23 protein-coding genes and 1 tRNA gene are annotated in these 18,372 nt (G+C 40.5%); 6 read left to right on the top strand and 18 right to left on the bottom strand.

The genetic code is table 11. The annotated features are described in order from the left end of the window. The 4 genes from ybaK (at nt 1) to ACH784_RS10455 (ending at nt 2,395) form a co-directional block, all read left to right on the top strand. Nucleotides 1–468 carry a Cys-tRNA(Pro) deacylase gene (gene ybaK, locus ACH784_RS10470; RefSeq protein WP_404389961.1) on the top strand — a complete coding sequence of 156 codons (468 nt, stop codon included), beginning with the start codon at nt 1–3 and terminating at the stop codon, nt 466–468. Nucleotides 469–579: 111 nt separating this feature from the next. Continuing rightward, nucleotides 580–656, top strand: a tRNA-Pro gene (locus tag ACH784_RS10465). 213 nt (nt 657–869) lie between these two features. Then, nucleotides 870–1,628, top strand: coding sequence for a hypothetical protein (locus ACH784_RS10460; RefSeq protein ID WP_404389959.1), 759 nt, complete (start codon nt 870–872; stop codon nt 1,626–1,628). 338 nt (nt 1,629–1,966) lie between these two features. Then, a complete protein-coding gene (locus ACH784_RS10455) occupies nt 1,967–2,395 on the top strand; it encodes a LexA family protein (protein ID WP_404389957.1) in 429 nt (142 codons plus the stop codon). A gap of 34 nt (nt 2,396–2,429) precedes the next feature. Here the strand turns inward: ACH784_RS10455 and ACH784_RS10450 are convergent, their stop codons facing one another. The 10 genes from ACH784_RS10450 to ACH784_RS10405 all read right to left on the bottom strand — a co-directional run bounded on the left by ACH784_RS10450 (nt 2,430) and on the right by ACH784_RS10405 (nt 8,817). Then, nucleotides 2,430–2,636, bottom strand: coding sequence for a hypothetical protein (locus ACH784_RS10450; protein ID WP_404389955.1), 207 nt, complete (start codon nt 2,634–2,636; stop codon nt 2,430–2,432). 76 nt (nt 2,637–2,712) lie between these two features. Further along, on the bottom strand, nt 2,713–3,900 hold the full coding sequence (locus tag ACH784_RS10445) for a phage integrase Arm DNA-binding domain-containing protein (protein WP_404389953.1): 1,188 nt from the start codon (nt 3,898–3,900) through the stop codon (nt 2,713–2,715). Between the two features lie 14 nt (nt 3,901–3,914). Then, on the bottom strand, nt 3,915–4,115 hold the full coding sequence (locus ACH784_RS10440; protein ID WP_404389951.1) for a hypothetical protein: 201 nt from the start codon (nt 4,113–4,115) through the stop codon (nt 3,915–3,917). 17 nt (nt 4,116–4,132) lie between these two features. After that, on the bottom strand, nt 4,133–4,312 hold the full coding sequence (locus ACH784_RS10435) for a hypothetical protein (protein ID WP_404389949.1): 180 nt from the start codon (nt 4,310–4,312) through the stop codon (nt 4,133–4,135). A gap of 13 nt (nt 4,313–4,325) precedes the next feature. Continuing rightward, a complete protein-coding gene (locus tag ACH784_RS10430; protein ID WP_404389947.1) occupies nt 4,326–4,538 on the bottom strand; it encodes a hypothetical protein in 213 nt (70 codons plus the stop codon). Beyond that, nucleotides 4,535–7,252 carry a toprim domain-containing protein gene (locus ACH784_RS10425; RefSeq protein WP_404389945.1) on the bottom strand — a complete coding sequence of 906 codons (2,718 nt, stop codon included), beginning with the start codon at nt 7,250–7,252 and terminating at the stop codon, nt 4,535–4,537. Before ACH784_RS10425 ends, ACH784_RS10430 begins: the two co-directional genes overlap by 4 nt. A 28-nt stretch (nt 7,253–7,280) precedes the next feature. Further along, entirely contained in the window at nt 7,281–7,832 is a 552-nt protein-coding gene (locus ACH784_RS10420; RefSeq protein WP_404389943.1) for a hypothetical protein, read from the bottom strand. Next, a complete protein-coding gene (locus ACH784_RS10415) occupies nt 7,832–8,011 on the bottom strand; it encodes a host cell division inhibitor Icd-like protein (protein WP_404389941.1) in 180 nt (59 codons plus the stop codon). The genes ACH784_RS10420 and ACH784_RS10415 overlap by 1 nt, the downstream gene beginning before the upstream one ends. 336 nt (nt 8,012–8,347) lie before the next feature. Continuing rightward, nucleotides 8,348–8,608, bottom strand: a complete 261-nt coding sequence (locus ACH784_RS10410; protein ID WP_404389939.1) for an ogr/Delta-like zinc finger family protein — start codon at nt 8,606–8,608, stop codon at nt 8,348–8,350. Beyond that, nucleotides 8,608–8,817, bottom strand: a complete 210-nt coding sequence (locus ACH784_RS10405; RefSeq protein WP_404389937.1) for a hypothetical protein — start codon at nt 8,815–8,817, stop codon at nt 8,608–8,610. Before ACH784_RS10405 ends, ACH784_RS10410 begins: the two co-directional genes overlap by 1 nt. 275 nt (nt 8,818–9,092) lie before the next feature. Between ACH784_RS10405 and ACH784_RS10400 the strand changes: the two genes are divergently transcribed. Continuing rightward, a complete protein-coding gene (locus ACH784_RS10400; protein WP_404389935.1) occupies nt 9,093–9,554 on the top strand; it encodes a hypothetical protein in 462 nt (153 codons plus the stop codon). A 4-nt stretch (nt 9,555–9,558) separates the two neighbouring features. Here ACH784_RS10400 and ACH784_RS10395 read toward each other — a convergent pair whose 3' ends face one another. From ACH784_RS10395 to ACH784_RS10385, 3 genes are read right to left on the bottom strand one after another with little or no spacing between them, the layout of a single operon-like run. Further along, nucleotides 9,559–9,885, bottom strand: coding sequence for a hypothetical protein (locus ACH784_RS10395; protein WP_404389933.1), 327 nt, complete (start codon nt 9,883–9,885; stop codon nt 9,559–9,561). Beyond that, nucleotides 9,882–10,370, bottom strand: coding sequence for a hypothetical protein (locus ACH784_RS10390; RefSeq protein WP_404389931.1), 489 nt, complete (start codon nt 10,368–10,370; stop codon nt 9,882–9,884). Before ACH784_RS10390 ends, ACH784_RS10395 begins: the two co-directional genes overlap by 4 nt. Nucleotides 10,371–10,385: 15 nt before the next feature. Further along, nucleotides 10,386–10,595, bottom strand: coding sequence for a hypothetical protein (locus ACH784_RS10385; RefSeq protein WP_404389929.1), 210 nt, complete (start codon nt 10,593–10,595; stop codon nt 10,386–10,388). A gap of 293 nt (nt 10,596–10,888) precedes the next feature. On the opposite strand from ACH784_RS10385, the gene ACH784_RS10380 reads away from it, so the two are divergent. Continuing rightward, nucleotides 10,889–11,443, top strand: a complete 555-nt coding sequence (locus ACH784_RS10380) for a BRCT domain-containing protein (RefSeq protein WP_404389927.1) — start codon at nt 10,889–10,891, stop codon at nt 11,441–11,443. Between the two features lie 49 nt (nt 11,444–11,492). Here the strand turns inward: ACH784_RS10380 and ACH784_RS10375 are convergent, their stop codons facing one another. The 5 genes from ACH784_RS10375 to ACH784_RS10355 all read right to left on the bottom strand — a co-directional run bounded on the left by ACH784_RS10375 (nt 11,493) and on the right by ACH784_RS10355 (nt 18,364). Further along, nucleotides 11,493–11,825: a type II toxin-antitoxin system RelE/ParE family toxin gene (locus ACH784_RS10375; protein WP_404389925.1), complete on the bottom strand. Its 333-nt coding sequence runs from the start codon at nt 11,823–11,825 to the stop codon at nt 11,493–11,495. A gap of 12 nt (nt 11,826–11,837) precedes the next feature. Beyond that, entirely contained in the window at nt 11,838–12,074 is a 237-nt protein-coding gene (locus ACH784_RS10370; protein WP_404389923.1) for a type II toxin-antitoxin system Phd/YefM family antitoxin, read from the bottom strand. A gap of 136 nt (nt 12,075–12,210) precedes the next feature. Then, nucleotides 12,211–13,239: a phage late control D family protein gene (locus ACH784_RS10365; RefSeq protein WP_404389922.1), complete on the bottom strand. Its 1,029-nt coding sequence runs from the start codon at nt 13,237–13,239 to the stop codon at nt 12,211–12,213. Between the two features lie 2 nt (nt 13,240–13,241). Beyond that, complete coding sequence (locus ACH784_RS10360) at nt 13,242–13,658, bottom strand: phage tail protein (protein ID WP_404389920.1); 417 nt, start codon at nt 13,656–13,658, stop codon at nt 13,242–13,244. Further along, a complete protein-coding gene (locus ACH784_RS10355; protein ID WP_404389918.1) occupies nt 13,655–18,364 on the bottom strand; it encodes a phage tail tape measure protein in 4,710 nt (1,569 codons plus the stop codon). The genes ACH784_RS10360 and ACH784_RS10355 overlap by 4 nt, the downstream gene beginning before the upstream one ends. Nucleotides 18,365–18,372 lie beyond the last annotated feature (8 nt).

The raw sequence follows: 18,372 nt of genomic DNA, 5'->3' as shown, positions 1-18,372 counted from the left end.
ATGACGCCAGCGATTTTACTCGCCAAAAAAGCAAAAATCTCATTTAACGTGCATGAGTATAAGCACGACCCTAAAGCACAGTCTTATGGTTTAGAAGCTGCCGAAAAATTGGGATTAAACCCATCTCAAGTGTTTAAAACCTTGGTAGTTGAAACTGATAGCAAACAACTTGTGGTTGCGGTGTTACCCGTTAATCAACAACTGAATTTAAAATCGTTGGCAAAAGCCGTGGGGGCAAAGAAAGCCGCGATGGCGCCACAGCAATTAGTCGAGCGTTCAACGGGGTATATTTTAGGTGGCGTTAGCCCATTAGCCCAAAAAAAACGCCTCGCCACTGTGATTGATAGTTCAGCAAAAGACTTTGAAACCATTTTTGTCAGTGCAGGGCGAAGAGGGCTCGAAATTGAATTGGCGGCAGAAGTATTAAGTGAATTGGTAAAAGGCCAGTTTGAGCAAATTGCCAATTGAGTATTGTGTTGAGCTTAGCAGAGCTTATAAAAACTAAGCGCGCATAAAATGTTCAAACAATCCAACAGGTTGTTGCCTTTTAATAATTATCTTGTATAGTTGCTAGCAAGTCGGCATATAGCGCAGCTTGGTAGCGCACTGTCATGGGGTGTCAGGGGTCGCAGGTTCAAATCCTGCTATGCCGACCAGCTTTTCCTTTACCCTTCAAACTTTTCTGTATTTCAAAATCTAATCCCTTGTTTTACCAATCAGGCTGCTATGCTCGAAAAAGGGGACGTTTTAGAATCTGCTACATTATGAAAGACACAAGACTGATCTTTTTATTATTTTTTGGGAGTGTTAGATTATTCGGCTTAATAAAGGTTATTCGAATGATGATTTATGTAAAAAGGAGTACATGAATGAGTTGCAAGTTATGCGGAAGTTTAGAGCCATTACAAGAGTCCCATATAATACCAAGGTCTTATTACAGAAAGCTAAAAAATGGTGATGGCCAATTAATAGCTGTAACTTGCGATGAATTTTCTCAACCAAAGAAAATGAATTCAGATCCAAAAGAGAAGTTACTTTGTCTTAGTTGTGAAAGACACTTAGACGAAAATTTCGAAAAATATGGAACTCGTTTATTCCAAGACTACAAAAATGTAAAAAAGACAAGAAATTACATTGAGTTTAATGGTTTTAAATATGAAGAATATTACCTATTCCTAGTTAGTATTTTATGGAGAGCTTCAGTTTCAACTTTGAGTGAATTTTCGCGTGTAATTTTAACTGATAAAATCAACAAGTGGCTTGCAAATTGTATTGAGCGAAAAACACTCAGGTTAGATGGTTCAATCAAGTTAGATGATATTTTGAATATTTGTATTCTTAGAATAGTCGATACAAAAACAGGAATAGATGACGATACTATCAAGGGAGTACTTTTAAATATTGGTGTAGATACTGAGAATAATGGACTTGTTTTTTATTTCATGATCAGTGGTTTTTTAATTGCGTATAATTTCGATTTATCACCACATATAAGAAAGCCAAAATTGACTGGGCAACTTATTAAAAGATCCAAACTAAAAGTCCCAAAAGCTGAATTAACAGAACTAACTGAAATAAAGAATGCTTTCTTTCATGCAATAAACCAAGCTCAAAATTATGCCCTTTGAATAAATGAGCGAGTTAAAGTTCATTACATGGACTTAAATGATTACCATAGAAGACTTATAGCCTGCGACCCCTGACACCCCATAACTGCGAAAATGTAGATGCTATCCAATTGTTTTTGCTACGTTTTCACTGTGATTTTTGGGCTGTAAAATTTCTAAAAATCGCGTTTTTCAATTCAATAGAATCAATGAGTTAGGTAATGGTTTTGCACGGGGTATTGCACGCTTATTTGGTTAAGTTGGTTTATCCAGGATGAGTAAATGTCGCCTTGCTCATATGCAATTTAATCAAACTTAGATTATACTGTTTATACATACAGTTAATTTATTCTCTACTTATGAATATTGAGCCAGTCAAAATAAATTGCGGCATTGTTGGTACCGACTTTCTAAGCTCTGAGTATCGTAGTCTTGGCCAATCTCTCGATAGCCTGGTAATGCCAAATTATATGGCCACGTTTATCGGTCGTGTTTCTGGTGATTCAATGGAAGGCGTAGGCATTTTTGATGGTGATCTTCTTATTGTTGACCGTGCATTACAGGTGGAAGATGGCGACATCATAGTGGCCACATACAACTGTGAGTTTGTTTGTAAAATACTAGATTATAAAAACCGAAGGCTTTTATCTGCCTCAGACAAATATAAGCCTGTTTTTATCGATGAATGTGACGATTTTTCTTTTGAAGGTGTAGTTAGTAGCTCTGTTAGATTATTCCGTTCAAGGAACAGGATGCGTTCTAAGCTTTGGCCTAATGACTTTCAATAAATGCTGACTTAAATAACAAGCCAGCATTCATCCATTAACTTTCAAAGTGAGCTATGAATTTACCATTTTGGATTTGAATATCAACAAACTGCGCAGCTAACTGGTTTGATATGAAGCTAATATCATCGTTTGAATATTGAAACTCAGATGAAACTTCAATTTTATTGCTATCTGAGCTTTGTAAAGCTCTTAAAATAATCTTTTTGTCAAAATTCTTTTTAGCGTGATATCTAGAAGTCATAGTATTTTCCTGTTTGATTTTTAAGCATTATATCAAGAGATTTGTTTACTGTCTCACGACTTCAAATTATTGATAATCACCTCGCTTTTATCTCAGCAAACGGTACTTCTACCCATTCAACGTGGTTCTCGATATAAATCTTTGTGCTTTTGGCGTTTGTGTGTGCCATACGTGATTGTGGGTCTACGCCTTGGCCACTGAACAAATACGCAGATAAGGCACGTATTTCGTGAAATGTTGGGCGTTTTTCTGGTTCAAGGTGATCACAACAACCAACTTCATCACGTATCTTTGAGAATGTTCGGCTAATGTAGTCTGGTGTTAACTGTGTAACGTGATCAACTTCTTTGCTCAGTTTTACTTTACTCTTTGCCGGCAATCGATGAACAACATAATCACTTAAAAGGCTATCTCGGCTTCTATCGATTATATGCTTAATTTCTTCACCAATAGGAATGGCAACGTGTGCCGCTTCTCTTTGAGCTACTTTTTGGCGATGAATATACAAGGTGCCATATAACTTACCATGCTTTGTTTGTTGCGGTTCTTTGAACCAGACACAGCCGCAGGTTTTCTTATTCGGCTTTTTTATCTTGTATTTAATACGAGAAATTTCTAGTCGTGCATGTGTGGTTTGCAATGAAAGATCCATTGCTGTTTGCAACCATAAAGGTGCAGCTGCATGAATTTGGTCGTACCATTCCTTTTTTAATCGGCTTCGTTGCTTTGCATCGAGACGACGCTTCTTTTTAAGCGATGCAGGGTTTGCTGGCATTATGCTTTCGTCAACTGCATACGAGAAAAGCTTTTTAAGCCAAGCAACTTTTCTATTTTGCACATTAGCACTGGCTTCAGAGTGGTACTGAATCAAGTAATCGTTTACGTGTTGCAGATTAATGTGAGAACCAGGTATGTGCGCAAAGAACTCTTGAGTTCGCTTTGCATCGTTTTCCATTGTTTTTGCTAAGTCTTCACTAGGTTGCTCGTCGGTCATTATACGATTAAGCAGCTTTGGAACATGCTCAGCAAAAGGCTGTTCATCTATGAAAGAACCATAGTTAAGTAAATCGTCTACCTTTAGCGCGACTTTTGGCCGCGCTATACGGTTGTACTCTCTGGCAATTGAAACAGCCTTATCTCGGTCAGTACCAAGTGACTTAAATTTTCCATTTACCAGCTTAATACGATAAATACCGCGTTGAGCATAATAATAAAGATGCTCGGGTAGATTTTCTCCTTTTTTGTGTCTTGGTCGTGGAGCCATTTAAATGATCCAAATTAATTTAGTGCATGAATAGTGATATTGCGCTGGCCAATGCCACCATTAATTTTAATATCTTTATTTACCACATGCCCCTCAGATTCCAAATGAGAAACATAAGCGCCAACAAATAAGCCTGCTGAAATACTTAAAGCTTCCTCTCGATCTTCATGCATTAAATCTTTAAACAATTCTAATATTTGCTCACTTTTATTCATGTTCAATCTCCAAAAATCTAATTAACCGCTCTTAAATAGCGCCATTCACAAGAGAAGTTTAAAACTTCATCGCCGTCTTTATCTGTTATCACACCATCTTTGACTGAATAGATAGAAATGATACTTGAGCCTTGGGCTCTTACTTCGTAAACACCATCGAAAGGTGGTTTTGATGCATACAGTTTCCATTTGCTCATGGGTCTTACTCCTTTAACCTTTTAATAAACTACTTACTGCAGAACTTATCTCTGCATCTAAACCTGCTTTTTCAGTATCAAAAATAAATACTGCACCGCCGATGATCCGCCCAGCCACATGGCCGCTTTCAACCCAACCACGTAAAGTGCGTGCGGTGGGTACTGAGCCAGGAGCAAATTCACGTTTCGCCCACTGGCTGGCTCTCATTAATTTTCCGTTAGTCATAGTTGGACTCCTTTTTCAAATACCCAACACTTAACCGCAGACGGTTTACGTGCCATTGGGTTTTCACTATTAATTCTTGCGTTAACAGCGCTATTTACGGTTTGTTGGCCAAGGAACTTGCGAGTTCGGCACGATTTAAGTAAGCGCTTTAGGTCTGTTAAAGGTGGAACGTATTGCCTACGTTCTGCTGCAATTTCGGTAAAGTGGTTTAAGTTAACTGCGATTTTGCTGTCGTCTCGATGGTGGTTAACTACTTTTAAGCTGTCGCCATCGCCTTCTAAGAAGTCAAACACATCCCAGAATTCTTGAACAAGCGGATGCTCAGCATTAATGGCTTTTTGTCGGTCTACGGCCATATCGCACAGCATTTGATACGTGGCATCTATTTGCTGCTGATTAATACCCGTTACCAAAGCAAGCGCATCGATAAGCGCGCACAGCTGCGCGTGATTCTTAACAATACGCACGTTTTTAATATCGGGCTGTTCACTTAACCAGGTTTCATGAAACTTAAAACGCTCGTTAAAACATTCTAATACTGCTTTTTCATTCATAGCAGCTTTGAGCAAAAAGCCCGATACGTCTTCAACATCGACACGTTCAAGCCATTCAGCGGCTTCTTTGGTTGATGCATTCTGGCCTTTGCGGTCAGTCATAATATGAATAATACGCTGAAGAACTGCCTCCGATGCTTGCACCACGGCGTTTTGTGCAATCACAATCGAGCCTCTGAATGGTGGCTCGTATGTTTCGTTGCCTTGGCTGCGAATACCGCGAGCGCGAACACTTCGGCCATTGTAAGCGGTTTTTAATTCGTCCCAATCAAAGCCTTTTTGTTTAGCATCTTTGGTATCGCCACGGTCACCTTCTATTAATACAATCGGTAAATTCGACACTTGCGCAAAGTTACGAGCGCGAGCAGCCAAAGTCGATTTGCTCGGGTCAAAGCCTTCATAGTCGTTACGGCCAGCTAGCTTCCATAAAAACTCGAGCAGGGTAGATTTACCCGTGCCAGGCTCACCCACAATTTCTAAAAAAGGGAATGTTTTATGGCTTTTACGGATCTGCTCCGCAAAAAAGCTACCAAACCAAAATGCCAGGGCAACAAAACCTTTGGCGCCAAAAGCTTGGTAAAGCTTATGCTCCCATTCATTACTTATTTTATTAATGTCGTGGTTAAGGTTTAGCTCAATCGTTTGCAGCGTTTTAATGCTTAACTTGTTTATGTCGAAAAAGTCTTCGTCGTTTAATTTGTATAATCGGCCATCTTTAACGGCTACATCGTTATACACATAACATTCATGCTCTTTGCTATAGCCAACAAAGTCAGTGGTTTGAACACGCTTAATATTAAAAAGCTGTTGGCTCATTAGTTTATCGAGTTGTGGCGTTTGACCATTGAAAACCGCACCAGGTGCAATACCAAGTAAACGCTTTTTAAATTCAGCGCCCGAACTTAACTGGCTCCCCGAGAACGTGTTTTTAACACTTGGACTGTCATGCGGAAAGTCGACTCTAAAGTAGTACCAACTTTCGTCAGTAAGTTTATTTTCTTGGTAATACAAGGCTTGCGGATAACACTTGGCCAACTCTTGAATGCTGCCCGATTCTTTTAAAGCACGCTCTTTAAGTTCTTCTTCAGATAAGTCTTCACCTTCACGTTCTGCGCACTCAATGACTTGATTAAACGCTTTGTGATAACGGTCTAAATCTAATTTGAACCAGTACAAGCAGCTATTGAACGCAAACGGAAATTCTTTAGAGCCTTTTTTGTTGTGCATTAAAATGGCTTTTTCGATGGCACTAGAGGCAATGAGCAACTGGCCATAGTAACGGCAATCTTCTAATTGATGCTGGTTTAAACGTTCGCGCTGGTATAGCTCGTTCCAATCAAGTTTAACTTTGCCTTTTGGTGGCTGAGCTGCTGTTGCTTCCCAGCCAAGTTCACGTGCACGTTTAACAAACTTTTTAGTAAATGACTCACCAGCCTTACCATCGTCTAACGCAAAAACAAGCTTAGGCTTTTTATGACCAGCCATTTTTTGCTCTAACGCTTTTAAAGCATGCTCAGGAAAGTTATTACAGCTCATTAAACTTACTGCATTTATACCTGCATGCATTAAAGCTATGGCATCGAAAATGCCTTCGGTTAACCACAGTTCTTTGCCAGCCCAGGCGTAAACGTCAGAATTAGGTGCTTGCCACCATTGGCCGTTGTACTTACCAACAAAGTTAGCTTTCATTTTACCGAAGCGCTGTGGCTTATCGATAAAACGCTCCCAAGTTGCGCCACCTGGTAACTCAAATTTAACCGTTGCGGTACCAATTTGGCGTTGACCGCAGTAATACGCGCCTTGTGTATACCAGTCTTTAACCTTGTCTAATTCAAAGCCTCGGCCATGTTGCATGTATGCGTCAGCTGCTGCATTTGGGTTTTCGACAACTTTGTCTTCTTGCTGTGTTTTTTGCGGAAAGCGGTCACTCCACGATTCAAATAAATCTGGATAAAGGTCTTTAATATGAAATTCGTCACCACATTTATTTAAACGGCCACAACGCAAAACCCACGGGTTTTCTTTATTGGTGTATAGCTCTTTTTTACCGCAGCTAGGGCATTCGCCCTGCTGCAGAAACTCGCCACCATGCTTTTGTTCTTTTAAATCGTAATCTCGGGTTATACGAGAGATCACTTCTCTATATAGCTCTGGGTACATCAGCTTTTGTCCGTGTTAAAAATTGGGGTTAAGCATTTGCGTTACCTTCTTGCAAAAGTAAACGTGCGGTGGTTACTGTGGCATCCCATGCTAGTGTGCCTATGGGGCTATCGAATGTTTTAGGGTAATCGTGGTTTTGTTGGCACTGGGCCATTATGGCAAGACAATCGGCTAATGCTGCGGTTAAGCGTACATGCTGCTCTTTTACTGTGTTTACATAAGCAATGGCTGGCGCATTGCCTACTAACACATGGCCATCAGTAATATTAAGCTCTTGCAAGTTATTACCTTTGGCAAACTGGTGCAGCTTTTCTTTGATTGTAGGTTGTAAAATTGTGGTGGCGCCTAAATCTTCTGGTGTGGCTAAACGCACCTCAGTGCATACCAGCGAGCCAGTTAGGTAGCTATTTTGAATGGCGATTTCTGCAGCTCTGTCGCTAGTGCTAGAGCCACAAATAACGGTTTGATTTTCGCCGCATTCATCTTTTACTGTGCAAACATATTTTTTAATTGGTTTACCTGCCCAATAAAGAGCAGCGTCGAAGTTTGCATTTTCTGAGTGTTCAGCTTGAGTGCGCATTACACACCTGCCTTATTAGCTTTACAGCTAACAAAAACCAGTGGTAAACCGTTTAACTGAGCACGAGCTTGCTCTTCAGAGTCAGCAGTAGCAGAAACAGTACGAATGCGAGAAAGTTTTGAAAGGGTTTGATTGCGTGTTGCAATTAAGAATGTATATATCACGTTTTGTATTTCCATAAATAACTTAATATTTATGGTGGATCGGGTAGCCGCAAAGCAGTGTCCCAAAACGAAAGACACAGAGGGGGCGTTTTCTTTGGCTCCCGACCCATGCCCCCATATACAGCGTAAAAATGCGTATATCAGCGAAATACGCTGATATGGAGGAATAGAGTTCGTCAAATTTTCGTTTTGTCTCACTGCCTGTGGGTGCTTAATCCACCTGCATGGTTGTTCCTTGCTTAAGGGAACGGTGAAAAGTATGGCATCGCCTATTGGGTTGTGCAAGTTGTTTTTTGTGCCTATTGTCATATTTTTAAGCCTCCTTGTTATTATTATGGATATAAACGGGTTTTAACTGGCTTGTTTATTACGCTGGCTCTCGCACCACTTGGCGCGTTCGCTCATAGGTAGGTGAACGGCTGGGTTTGGGCTTGCACTTGGTGTAATGGTGCGAACCACTTCTTCGAGTGTGGCAAACACATGATTACAGTGTTCATTTTCGCAGCGGTAAACCTTTTCACGGGTGAACGTGCTTTTAATTTCTGTTCTGCGTTGCTTTGCTCTATGCCCACAATGTGGGCAATCAATACCTTGGCCGTTTTTAAGTTTCATTACGCTGCACCTTTTAGCTCATGTTTAAATTGCTCTGGCAATGCATCGATGATCTTCTGTGCATTATCGTGCCAAAGCTGGCGACTTGGATTACTGATGAATTTTAAAATGAGGTTGTAATTCAGCTCGTTAGCTTTGCAAAAATCCATGAGCTGCCCACGCGTGTTGTGCATTTTAAGCAGTGCACTGCGTATTTGATTTGTCGTCATAGAATTTACCTTAATGTTTCTATCGTCCTAGAATTTAGCTAATTAAAGTAAAAAATATGCTTTTGGTCAACTTTATTATGCCGATAGTCATATTTTATTTGATTTAAGTTCACTAAACTTTAATTTTAGGGGTGCAGATGAGTCCTTTCTTGCAAAAATCAAACGCTGAAATCATTAAGAAAGTCATAAATGATCAATTTTTTGAATTTGAAGTTTGTTTTCGATAGTAAAATAACACTATAATCATTTAAAAGATGACTATAGGCACATTTTAAATGAACGCGAAAGACGTATTTGTAGATAACATGAACACTGTTATTGGTAAAAGCAAAGTTAAAGAGCTCGTTCGCCAAGCTGGTGAGCAAGGTATTGCTATTGATTACACATATTTCATGGGCGTTCGTAGAGGTGAGCGCAACTTAAGCACTGACAAGTCTGAGCAGATAACTTCTGTGCTTCGTTTATTGCCTGGTTACGATTGGATAGAACATTGGATGTTCTTTATTCCTGATTACTTCAAAAATAATTCAATAAACGTGCTTACTCAGCCAAAGTTAACAGCCAATGATTTTCCTGAAATGGTAGATGAATTGTTGGTTTTGGCGTGTCGTTTAAAGTTTTTGAAACTTGATGAAACTCAATTTGAACAACTGCAAGAGTTGGCGCAGTATATTTCTGAAAAGCAGATACCTGCCGATGACGCCAACCAAGATGAGGCGTTATCGGCTGGGTTGTAACTAACTATTTAACAGCCCTTAAAGGATAATGGGCTTCTTTACTTACCTTTGGTCTTATCATACTTACTGTATTTTCAGCCTCTACGTTAACAAGCTTTTCGACATAACCGTTTAAAGCTTGTTCGTACTCTTCATCTGCTTTAATTTTTGCAAATGTATTTGGCATATTGCGCGCAGCGTATGACTGCATGCATAGCTTATGGGCCAATGGTTCGTTAGCAGCTTGCGCTGCATTACCTTCGGTTGTCTCATGAAACCGAATAAGAACTTGCATGCACTTTGTAGATAAATACACACAAGCTGAGATGATTAACAATGAAAATGCGATCATTGGGTTACTCGCTCCTTGGTTCTGAATGTCGTATAAAGCCAAAAAACCGCCATTATTGGTACGGTAAACTGAATGGCTGGAATACAGAATTTGTAGATTTCAGCAAGCATATTTGTCTCAAGCACTATACGGTCAATGTATCGAGCTGCTTGCAGTAATAGAAGTGCAAAAAAGCTAATTGCTGTAAAGAGACTTAACTTGCTAATTGCTATCCGTAGCTTTGTATGTAAAAGCAGTAGCAGCCATATACCAATCGCATCAAATGCAATCCAGGTTGTATACCAAACGTGAAGCTTAATATCTCCTTCCATTGCAGTAATCTTCGGCGCAACTTGATAAGCAATCAAATCAATAATCAGCCACAAAGTTAGTGAGATTAATGTTGAACTGTTAGCTTTAAAGTAAACGCCAGCGATGATCACTAAAATGGTCGCTATCCATAAATAGTTAGCGATTTCGTACACAAGGCTAATATAGCTACCCACTGCAAACTCCTTGATTTATGGATTTGTTGGCTCGTTACCTGAACCATTACCTGCTGGTGTTACATTTAGTGCTCTAAGTGTAATTGTACTTAAACTTTCAGCTTTATTTGTTGCGTTGGTATCTTTTCCTTTTTCTGGTTCGACACCGTGGCCATTACCGCCACTTACAAAAACTGATTGTTCTTTTGTAAGTACAAAAGCTTGATTGTGTGGGTGAGATTTCATAGTGCTTTTCCTTATTTATGTCATTCATAATAAATGACTTTTTGGTTATAAATCTTGTCCATTTTACAACCAAGCATACTCAAAGCAATTTGTTTAACTGCTATAGTTTATTAATTATTTCATTTTTTATACGAAAATAGAAACATTTTTTTAACAGCTAAATATTCCAATAATCTCAACAACATACCTGAGTGCTTGATACTTTTAATATCAAATGTGACTACAGTCCTTTTTTAAGTTATAAATTCAAGTGATTTAAATACACTTCAATCAATGTAAAAAAAGGATTAATCATGGAAAAGGTTATTTTTAACAATGATTTAATAGTAGATGGTCAGGCATTCATTGTTTATTGCAATGCTAAAGATGAGATCAAAAAGTTTCACTTAATAAACACATTTGTTTCTGATGAATATTTTCAAGCGCTCGGCGCTGCCGATAAAAGATATAGAACTTTTAGACAAGATCGTGTTTTAAGAATGTTTTCGAGCCTTGAAGAGTTAAATGATTTTGAGCTTGAGACTCTTGATTTAGAAGAGTTCAATTTACGTCTTTACCATGCACAAATTGTCACCCCCAAAGAGCGGCAGTTATCAATTTGCTTTACAGGGTTTAAGGCTGCTATTAAAAAAGAATTAGAAACTTTAGCTACAAATAACAATTTACATGTTGCTAAAAGCGTCGTGCAAGACTTGTCTTTTTTATGTTGTGGACAAAATGCTGGCCCTAAAAAGATTGAAAAGGCCAGAGTTCTAGGCTCTATTATATTAACTAATGAGCAATTCAGACATTTGGTTGAAACTGGTGAAATACCTGAAAGCGGTGAATATGATTTAGCTGTAAGTTAATTTTAGTTTTATGATGAAAAAGCCAGCTGAGTAGCTGGCTTTGTTTTGTTTAAAAGTAACTGGACTGTTTGAGTAGTGTCTCGTAGTCCATTTTTACATGACAGAAAATCAGTATGTAAATATCAAAATTATTGTCGGTTTCGCGTATTTCGTACACGAACCGATAGTCGTCTTTCACTATTTCTCTGTATTCAGGGGCGTCGAAGTACTTGCACGCCTTGCCGCTTTCAGGAAATGTTGCTAACTGACTTTGAAAGTCAGCTATGGTCGACTTTATTTTATCCCTCGCTATCTCTTCGCCCTCGGTATGAGTGCGCCATTTGATTGCGTCTTTAATTTGAAATTGTGCTTTTTCAGTAATTTTAAAATTTACATTCTTCATTTTATTCCTGTATTAGATAGTACTTAAAAAGTCATCTAGCGGCGCGGTTTTACCGGCTTCGATGTCTTTTCGCGAATTTAATAATAGCGTCATGAATGCCATTTTTTCTTGCTGATGTTGGTATGCCTCGTGCGTTTGCACCACTAATGACTCTTTGCCATTTTGGGTAACAAACAACGGGCTAAAACCAAGTTCATCGGGCAAGTTTGCCGCGTTGGCCTTCATTTGGCTGATAGTTGCAAGTTTCATACGATTCCACAGCTGCCTTGTTATTACATAGAACGAGAGTTTAAATTGAGTAATAGTCTATATTCAGACCACGGTCTAAATATAGACCGATTTGATTTTGATTGCAATCATCGAACCAAATTTAGACCGATTGTTTTTACTCGGATACTTGAGCCTTTTCTTGATGCTTAATTTCAAGCTCAAGCGATGACGTATAACCCCCATTATTTAAAGTATGTGTGACTTGTTTAAGGATCCAATTACTGCTGTCTATCTGTGGCTTAAAGCCGCTTACGGTTATGGGTGTTTCTGGGAATAGTTCTGGGTTGCCTTGTGCCAATGTAATGCTGAATGTTGCCATGCCACGTTGAATACGCTCCCACATTGCTTTTGCAGCTCTGGTTGCTGTGGCTTTAGATGCGTAAATGTGGCGCAAGGTTTTTATGCCTTCGCCACCTGAAAGCGCTGAGCCATTGCCAGACTTTTCGACCGTGACACTTTTTCGCATGGCTGCTTTTTCATCTTGCCAATAGGCGGTTACGCCTGCATAGGCTTGGCGGTCGGCAATACTAAAACGGTGCTGGTCGCCCGATTGTCTGGTTATATGTACTTTAGGTAATGGCATACCAGATGCACTAACGGCTTGACCTGCTGAAATAAACACAAGGTTTTCGTTTTTTACTGTGGCAATGGCGTCAAACTGTTCTGCAAGACGTGTTAAAAAATGGGCGTCTGATTCGTTTGCCTGGTCTATGTGATCGATTAACTCAGTACTGAGCATAGGGCTTACTTTTGCTGTTAGGCCATTACGCTGTGCAATGGTTTGAACAATGCTGCCTAATGTTACTTGGTGAAAGCTTTGCTCTCTGGTTTCGAGTAATGAGCCTCGCATGTCGGCAGATTTACCGCGTATTGTGAGTATATCGGGGGCGCCGCTGTGTTCTACTTCGTCAATGGTGTAAGTGCCTTTGTCGACTAATTCACTTTTGTCATTGTGAATGTAACCAAGTTTAACCTGCATTTTGGCGCCTTTTCGCGGTATGTCGAGCTGGCCTGTGCTGTCGTCGAGTTGTATCTCGATGGTGTCGGCTTCAAAGCCTCGGTTGTCGGTAAGTACTAGGCTTTCTAACAGTGAGTCGACTCTGATATTTTTACCGTCAACGGTGAGTTGGTAATCTGGTTGCATGCTTAACCTACTGAAAGTTTATGTGCAATTTGCTGTGTGTTTTGTTCATCGATGCGTTTTAGCTTAATACTGAACTCAATTTTGCGTGCAGCACCATTACCAACAAGTTCACTTCGCCCAGCTGTTATTTTTTCAATAACAAAAAAACCGTGCATGTTGCCGCTGCCATCAATGAGTGGGTAGGCTTTGCCAGTTTCGGCCATAGCTGTTATTTCGTTTAAGCTTGGCTCGCCTCCTGTAAATTCGGGCATAAGCACGCCCGAAAGTACTTTAGTTTCATCGCCTGCACCCAAGAACTGGCTGCTTGGCCTTGCGCCAATTCTATTATTCGTAGAGTGGCGCCATGTAATTGTGTGTTGAGTTTGTTGTGGGGCTATTGTTTTGCGCTCGAAAACAAAATAGCCCAGTGTCATCATCATTCTATGTCTCCTAGCGTTGCTCTGAGTTTTGCTTGTTGTTGACGTTGAATGCGCTCAATTTGAATGGCCACTTGCCTTGCTATGTCTTGTTCGTTTGTACCAGGCGTAGCATGAATGGTAATAGGCGCATTGATAGAGGCGTCAATGTGTATGGTTTTACTTTGAGCTTTTGTAACCGTTTGCTTTTGGTTTGGTTGGTATAACTGTGATCCATTTACAAAAGTTGGTTGCTCTTTTGGCGTAAACAAAGCAGGTTGTGCAACGGCTGGTAAACTCAAAGCGCTAACAGAACCGATAGCAAATGCGGTACCTGCAAGCGTTTTACTTAAGGTGTTTACTTGTTTAAGTGGCTCGTTTTGGCTGCGCTGAATACCAACATGCAGGCCTTGCATGGTCTGGTCGCCAAGTGTTGCAAATACACGACTCGGTGATGCAATGCCTAGTGTTTGTTTTAACGAGGCAATAGCACTTTTACCAATACCAAATATAGAGTCTTTAATAGACTTCAATTTGTTTTTGATACCGTTGCCAAAACCATCAATGGTCATTTCGCCAAAGCTTTTAAACTTATTTGGCAAGTTAGTAAAAAAGCTTATTACCGAATTAAAGTTATTTGTGATCACGTTTAATGGCGACCAATCAAACAGCGCTTTGAAGTTTTGCCAGCCTGCAGCTGCAGTTGTGTTAATGCTTGGCCATAGGTTAGTTAACCAGTTCTTGGCCGCATTAAATCCGCCGGCTATCGATTGAAGCGGTGACCAGTTAAATACAGCCTTGAAACTTTGCCACTGTAACTGAGCATTGTTTGTTATCGATGGCCATAAACCATTTAACCAATTACGCACTGCAGTGAAGCTGCTCGAAATTATGTTAAGTGGCGACCAATTGAAAACCGATTTGAATAAACCCCAGTTATTTGCAGCTGTGGCTTTAATATTTGGCCATAGATTGCTTAACCAGGTTTTAGCTGCATTAAACCCGCCGGCTATCGATGCCAAAGGCGACCAGTTAAACACAGCTTTAAAACTTTGCCACTGTAACTGAGCGTTATTAGTAATCGATGGCCATAAGTTAGCGAACCAACTTTTTATACTTCCAAAGTTATTGATGATCATACCTAGTGGTGACCACTCAAATACCTTCTTGAAAAGACTCCAGCTGTTTGCTGCAGCACTTTGAATGCTCGGCAATAAACCATTTAACCAATTACGCACTGCAGTGAAGCTGCTCGAAATTATGTTAAGTGGCGACCAATCAAACAGCGCTTTGAAGTTTTGCCAACCTGTAGCTGCAGTTGTGTTAATGCTTGGCCATAGGCTGCTTAACCAAGTTTTAGCAGAATTAAATCCGCCGGCTATCGATGCCAAAGGCGACCAGCTAAATACTGCCTTTAAGTTCTGCCAGGTATTATCTGCATTTGTGGTGATACTTGACCATAAGTTAGTAAACCAACTTTTTATACTGCCAAAGTTATTGATGATCATACCTAGTGGTGACCACTCGAATACCTTCTTGAATAGACTCCAGCTACTTGCTGCAGCTGTTTGAATACTTGGTAATAAATTACTTAACCAAGTTTTAGCTGCATTAAATCCGCCGGCTATCGATGACAAAGGCGACCAGTTAAATACAGCCTTTAATTTTTGCCAGCTATTATCTGCAATTGTGGTGATACTTGGCCATAAGTTAGCAAACCAACTCTTTATACTTCCAAAGTTATTGATGATTAAACCCAAAGGCGTCCAGTTAAAGACCGCTTTGAATAGACTCCAGCTATTGGCTGCAGCAGTTTGAATGCTCGGCAGTAAGTTACTTAACCAGGCTTTAGCTTCATTAAACCCCTTTGCTATCGATTGAAGCGGTGACCAATCAAATACAGCTTTAACACTTTGCCACTGTGACCGAGCATTATTTGTGATTGATGACCATAAGTTAGCAAACCAGCTTTTTATGCTACCAAAGTTATTGATGATCACACCCAGTGGTGACCACTCGAATACCTTCTTGAACAGACTCCAGCTATTTTTTGCAGCAGTTTGAACGCTTGGCAGTAAGTTACTTAACCAAGTTTTAGCAGAAGTAAATCCGCCGGCTATCGATTGAAGTGGTGACCAGTTAAATACAGCTTTAACACTTTGCCACTGTGACTGAGCATTATTTGTAATCGATGGCCATAAACCATTTAACCAATTACGTAATGTAGTGAAGCTGCTCGAAATTATGTTAAGTGGCGACCAATTGAAAACTGCTTTGAATAAACCCCAGTTATTTTCAGCTGTTGCGCGAATGTTTGGCCAAAAGTTGTTTAACCAAGATTTAGTTGCAGTAAAGCTATTTGAAATTGTGCTAAGTGGTGACCAATCAAACAGCGCTTTGAAGTTTTGCCAACCTGTAGCTGCAGTTGTGTTAATGCTTGGCCATAGGCTGCTTAACCAAGTTTTAGCAGAAGTGAATCCGCCGGCTATCGATGCCAAAGGCGACCAGCTAAATACAGCCTTTAATTTCTGCCAGCTATTATCTGCAATAGAGGTGATACTTGGCCATAAGTTAGCAAACCAACTTTTTATACTTCCAAAGTTATTGATGATTAAACCCAAAGGCGTCCAGTTAAAGACCGCTTTGAATAGACTCCAGCTATTGGCTGCAGCAGTTTGAATGCTTGGTAACAAATTACTTAACCAGGCTTTAGCTTCATTAAACCCCTTTGCTATCGATTGAAGCGGCGACCAATTGAAAACTTGTTTTAGTTTTTGCCATGTTTTACTGAAGAACGCACTTACTGAGTCCCAATGTTTAACCAGAAAATAACCTGCAGTGATAAGTGCCGTAATACCTGCGATCACCAAACCAATCGGTGAACTAATTAGTGCAACTGAGAATATGCGCGCTGCAGCTGCGGCGACTTTAAGTATTGCACCTAACTTACCAACACCAAGCGCAACAAGTTTGAAGCCCTTGCTTACCATTGGTAAATGTTTAATTCCCATAACTGATAATGCGTATTTAGTCATGACGATTGGGCCAATTAAGCCTGCAATCATAACGGTAAGCGTGCCACCAATTGCGGCAAATGCTGCGGCTGCAGCTGCGACTTTGAACAAGGTTGCTGTAAGCTCTGGGTTTGCTTTCATCCAATTGCCGATACTGCGTACAACACTGGTTACATCTTGAATTAGTGTGCGTATGCCTGAGTCGTTTCCTTCGAATAGTTCAATGCCTACATCGTCCCATGCTGAAGAAAGGCTTTGCAGATCACCTTTGGCATTATTGGCCATTACCTTTGCAACTCTGGCATTCTCGCCAGCGGCATTTTTAAGCACGTCGGTAAAGGCTGTTATTGCGCCATCGCCTTGTTGCTTAATTAACTCGCTTACACCTGTGCCGGCTTCTTCACCGAATATGGTTTTCAGTATGCCAGCACGGTCGGCATTACCCATTGTGGCTGTTGCTTTAACAACGTCTTGAAGAATGTTTGGAATTGCACGTAAATTGCCGTGCGCGTCTTTGGTTTTTAGGCCAAGTTCTTCCATTGCTTGTGCAGCTGGGCCAGTTTGACTGCTTAGTCGATTTAGTAAGGCACGTAAAACGGTACCGCCTTGGCTGGCTTGAATACCTACGTTACCCAGCAAACCAGACATTGCGGCTGCTTCTTCAATACCTATACCTAAGTCTCGGGCTGCAGGTGCAACATACTTCATGGTTTCGCCAAGCATGATTAAGTCGACATTTGCACGAGTAGTTGTTGCTGTGAGTACGTCGCCTAGTCGACCCATTTGGTCAGCTTGCAAGCCAAAGCCCGATAAAATATTAGAGGCTATATCAGAGGTGATCGCTAAGTCGGTACCATTGGCCACCGATAAATCTAACATGCCAGGCATAGCTTGCTGGATTGCTTTGCCGTCAAAACCAGCCATAGCTAAGTAGCTTTGACCCATCGATACATCGTTAGCTGTAAAGCTGGTTGTTGCGCCAAGTTCTCGCGCTTGTTTACGTAATGCTTTTAATGCTGGGTCGTTTTCGTCTAGTCGTGTTAGAGCCTGCACTTTAGATTGTGCTGCAGAAAATTCTAAACCTGGTTGTAAAAACTGGCCTGTTGCATACAGTGCGGCTGTGCCGGTTGCTGCACCAACGGCGCCATTTGTGGCCATGTTGGTTTGTAAGTTAAAACCGCTATCAAGTTGGCGCTTGGCCTTACTTAATTGCTTTTGTTGTTGGGCAACGCCTTGCAGGTGCTTTTTTTGTGCTGCTAGTTGTTTATTGGCTTTAGATAAGTCAATGGTTAACGTGCGTTGATGTGCAGCTAATTGCTTTGTATCGATACCTGTTTCGCGTAAAACCTCGCGTTGCTTGTGTTTAGTGGCTGTCAGTTGCTTAACTTGTGTATTGAGCTTCACAGTAGCCGCTCGGGCTTGCTCAAATTCTTTAGTTAGCGCCTTACTGGGGGCTTTGGCATGCTCCATTTGCTGTGCAAGCTGTTTAACTTTTGCTTGTGCTTCTTTCAACTCTGCAGAAGTAACCCCTAAAGACTTGCTAATTTTGCGGTAACCCTCAATTTGTGACGAGGTTTTGTTGAGTGAAGCAATACGCTGTTGAGTTTTGCGAAGCTGCTCTGTTGTATGGCCACCTGCAGCACGTATTTTTTTAAATGGGGCTGAAACTTTATCTAGTGCATTAAGTAACAGTTTAATTTCGAGCTTATTCGCCATGCTATGCT

The sequence above is a fragment of the Pseudoalteromonas phenolica genome, assembly GCF_044788725.1.
GTDB classification, from domain to species: Bacteria; Pseudomonadota; Gammaproteobacteria; order Enterobacterales; family Alteromonadaceae; genus Pseudoalteromonas; species Pseudoalteromonas phenolica_C.
Note: the sequence above shows the minus strand (reverse complement) of the source record. Positions and strands in the feature narration are given on the sequence as shown.

What these genes read in the sequence shown, in the direction of transcription:
- ybaK (WP_404389961.1), top strand. Translation starts at nt 1, where the DNA reads ATGACGCCAGCGATTTTACTCGCCAAAAAAGCAAAAATCTCATTTAAC.
- ACH784_RS10460 (WP_404389959.1), top strand. Translation starts at nt 870, where the DNA reads ATGAGTTGCAAGTTATGCGGAAGTTTAGAGCCATTACAAGAGTCCCAT.
- ACH784_RS10455 (WP_404389957.1), top strand. Translation starts at nt 1,967, where the DNA reads ATGAATATTGAGCCAGTCAAAATAAATTGCGGCATTGTTGGTACCGAC.
- ACH784_RS10450 (WP_404389955.1), bottom strand. Translation starts at nt 2,636, where the DNA reads ATGACTTCTAGATATCACGCTAAAAAGAATTTTGACAAAAAGATTATT.
- ACH784_RS10445 (WP_404389953.1), bottom strand. Translation starts at nt 3,900, where the DNA reads ATGGCTCCACGACCAAGACACAAAAAAGGAGAAAATCTACCCGAGCAT.
- ACH784_RS10440 (WP_404389951.1), bottom strand. Translation starts at nt 4,115, where the DNA reads ATGAATAAAAGTGAGCAAATATTAGAATTGTTTAAAGATTTAATGCAT.
- ACH784_RS10435 (WP_404389949.1), bottom strand. Translation starts at nt 4,312, where the DNA reads ATGAGCAAATGGAAACTGTATGCATCAAAACCACCTTTCGATGGTGTT.
- ACH784_RS10430 (WP_404389947.1), bottom strand. Translation starts at nt 4,538, where the DNA reads ATGACTAACGGAAAATTAATGAGAGCCAGCCAGTGGGCGAAACGTGAA.
- ACH784_RS10425 (WP_404389945.1), bottom strand. Translation starts at nt 7,252, where the DNA reads ATGTACCCAGAGCTATATAGAGAAGTGATCTCTCGTATAACCCGAGAT.
- ACH784_RS10420 (WP_404389943.1), bottom strand. Translation starts at nt 7,832, where the DNA reads ATGCGCACTCAAGCTGAACACTCAGAAAATGCAAACTTCGACGCTGCT.
- ACH784_RS10415 (WP_404389941.1), bottom strand. Translation starts at nt 8,011, where the DNA reads ATGGAAATACAAAACGTGATATATACATTCTTAATTGCAACACGCAAT.
- ACH784_RS10410 (WP_404389939.1), bottom strand. Translation starts at nt 8,608, where the DNA reads ATGAAACTTAAAAACGGCCAAGGTATTGATTGCCCACATTGTGGGCAT.
- ACH784_RS10405 (WP_404389937.1), bottom strand. Translation starts at nt 8,817, where the DNA reads ATGACGACAAATCAAATACGCAGTGCACTGCTTAAAATGCACAACACG.
- ACH784_RS10400 (WP_404389935.1), top strand. Translation starts at nt 9,093, where the DNA reads ATGAACGCGAAAGACGTATTTGTAGATAACATGAACACTGTTATTGGT.
- ACH784_RS10395 (WP_404389933.1), bottom strand. Translation starts at nt 9,885, where the DNA reads ATGATCGCATTTTCATTGTTAATCATCTCAGCTTGTGTGTATTTATCT.
- ACH784_RS10385 (WP_404389929.1), bottom strand. Translation starts at nt 10,595, where the DNA reads ATGAAATCTCACCCACACAATCAAGCTTTTGTACTTACAAAAGAACAA.
- ACH784_RS10380 (WP_404389927.1), top strand. Translation starts at nt 10,889, where the DNA reads ATGGAAAAGGTTATTTTTAACAATGATTTAATAGTAGATGGTCAGGCA.
- ACH784_RS10375 (WP_404389925.1), bottom strand. Translation starts at nt 11,825, where the DNA reads ATGAAGAATGTAAATTTTAAAATTACTGAAAAAGCACAATTTCAAATT.
- ACH784_RS10370 (WP_404389923.1), bottom strand. Translation starts at nt 12,074, where the DNA reads ATGAAACTTGCAACTATCAGCCAAATGAAGGCCAACGCGGCAAACTTG.
- ACH784_RS10365 (WP_404389922.1), bottom strand. Translation starts at nt 13,239, where the DNA reads ATGCAACCAGATTACCAACTCACCGTTGACGGTAAAAATATCAGAGTC.
- ACH784_RS10360 (WP_404389920.1), bottom strand. Translation starts at nt 13,658, where the DNA reads ATGATGATGACACTGGGCTATTTTGTTTTCGAGCGCAAAACAATAGCC.
- ACH784_RS10355 (WP_404389918.1), bottom strand. Translation starts at nt 18,364, where the DNA reads ATGGCGAATAAGCTCGAAATTAAACTGTTACTTAATGCACTAGATAAA.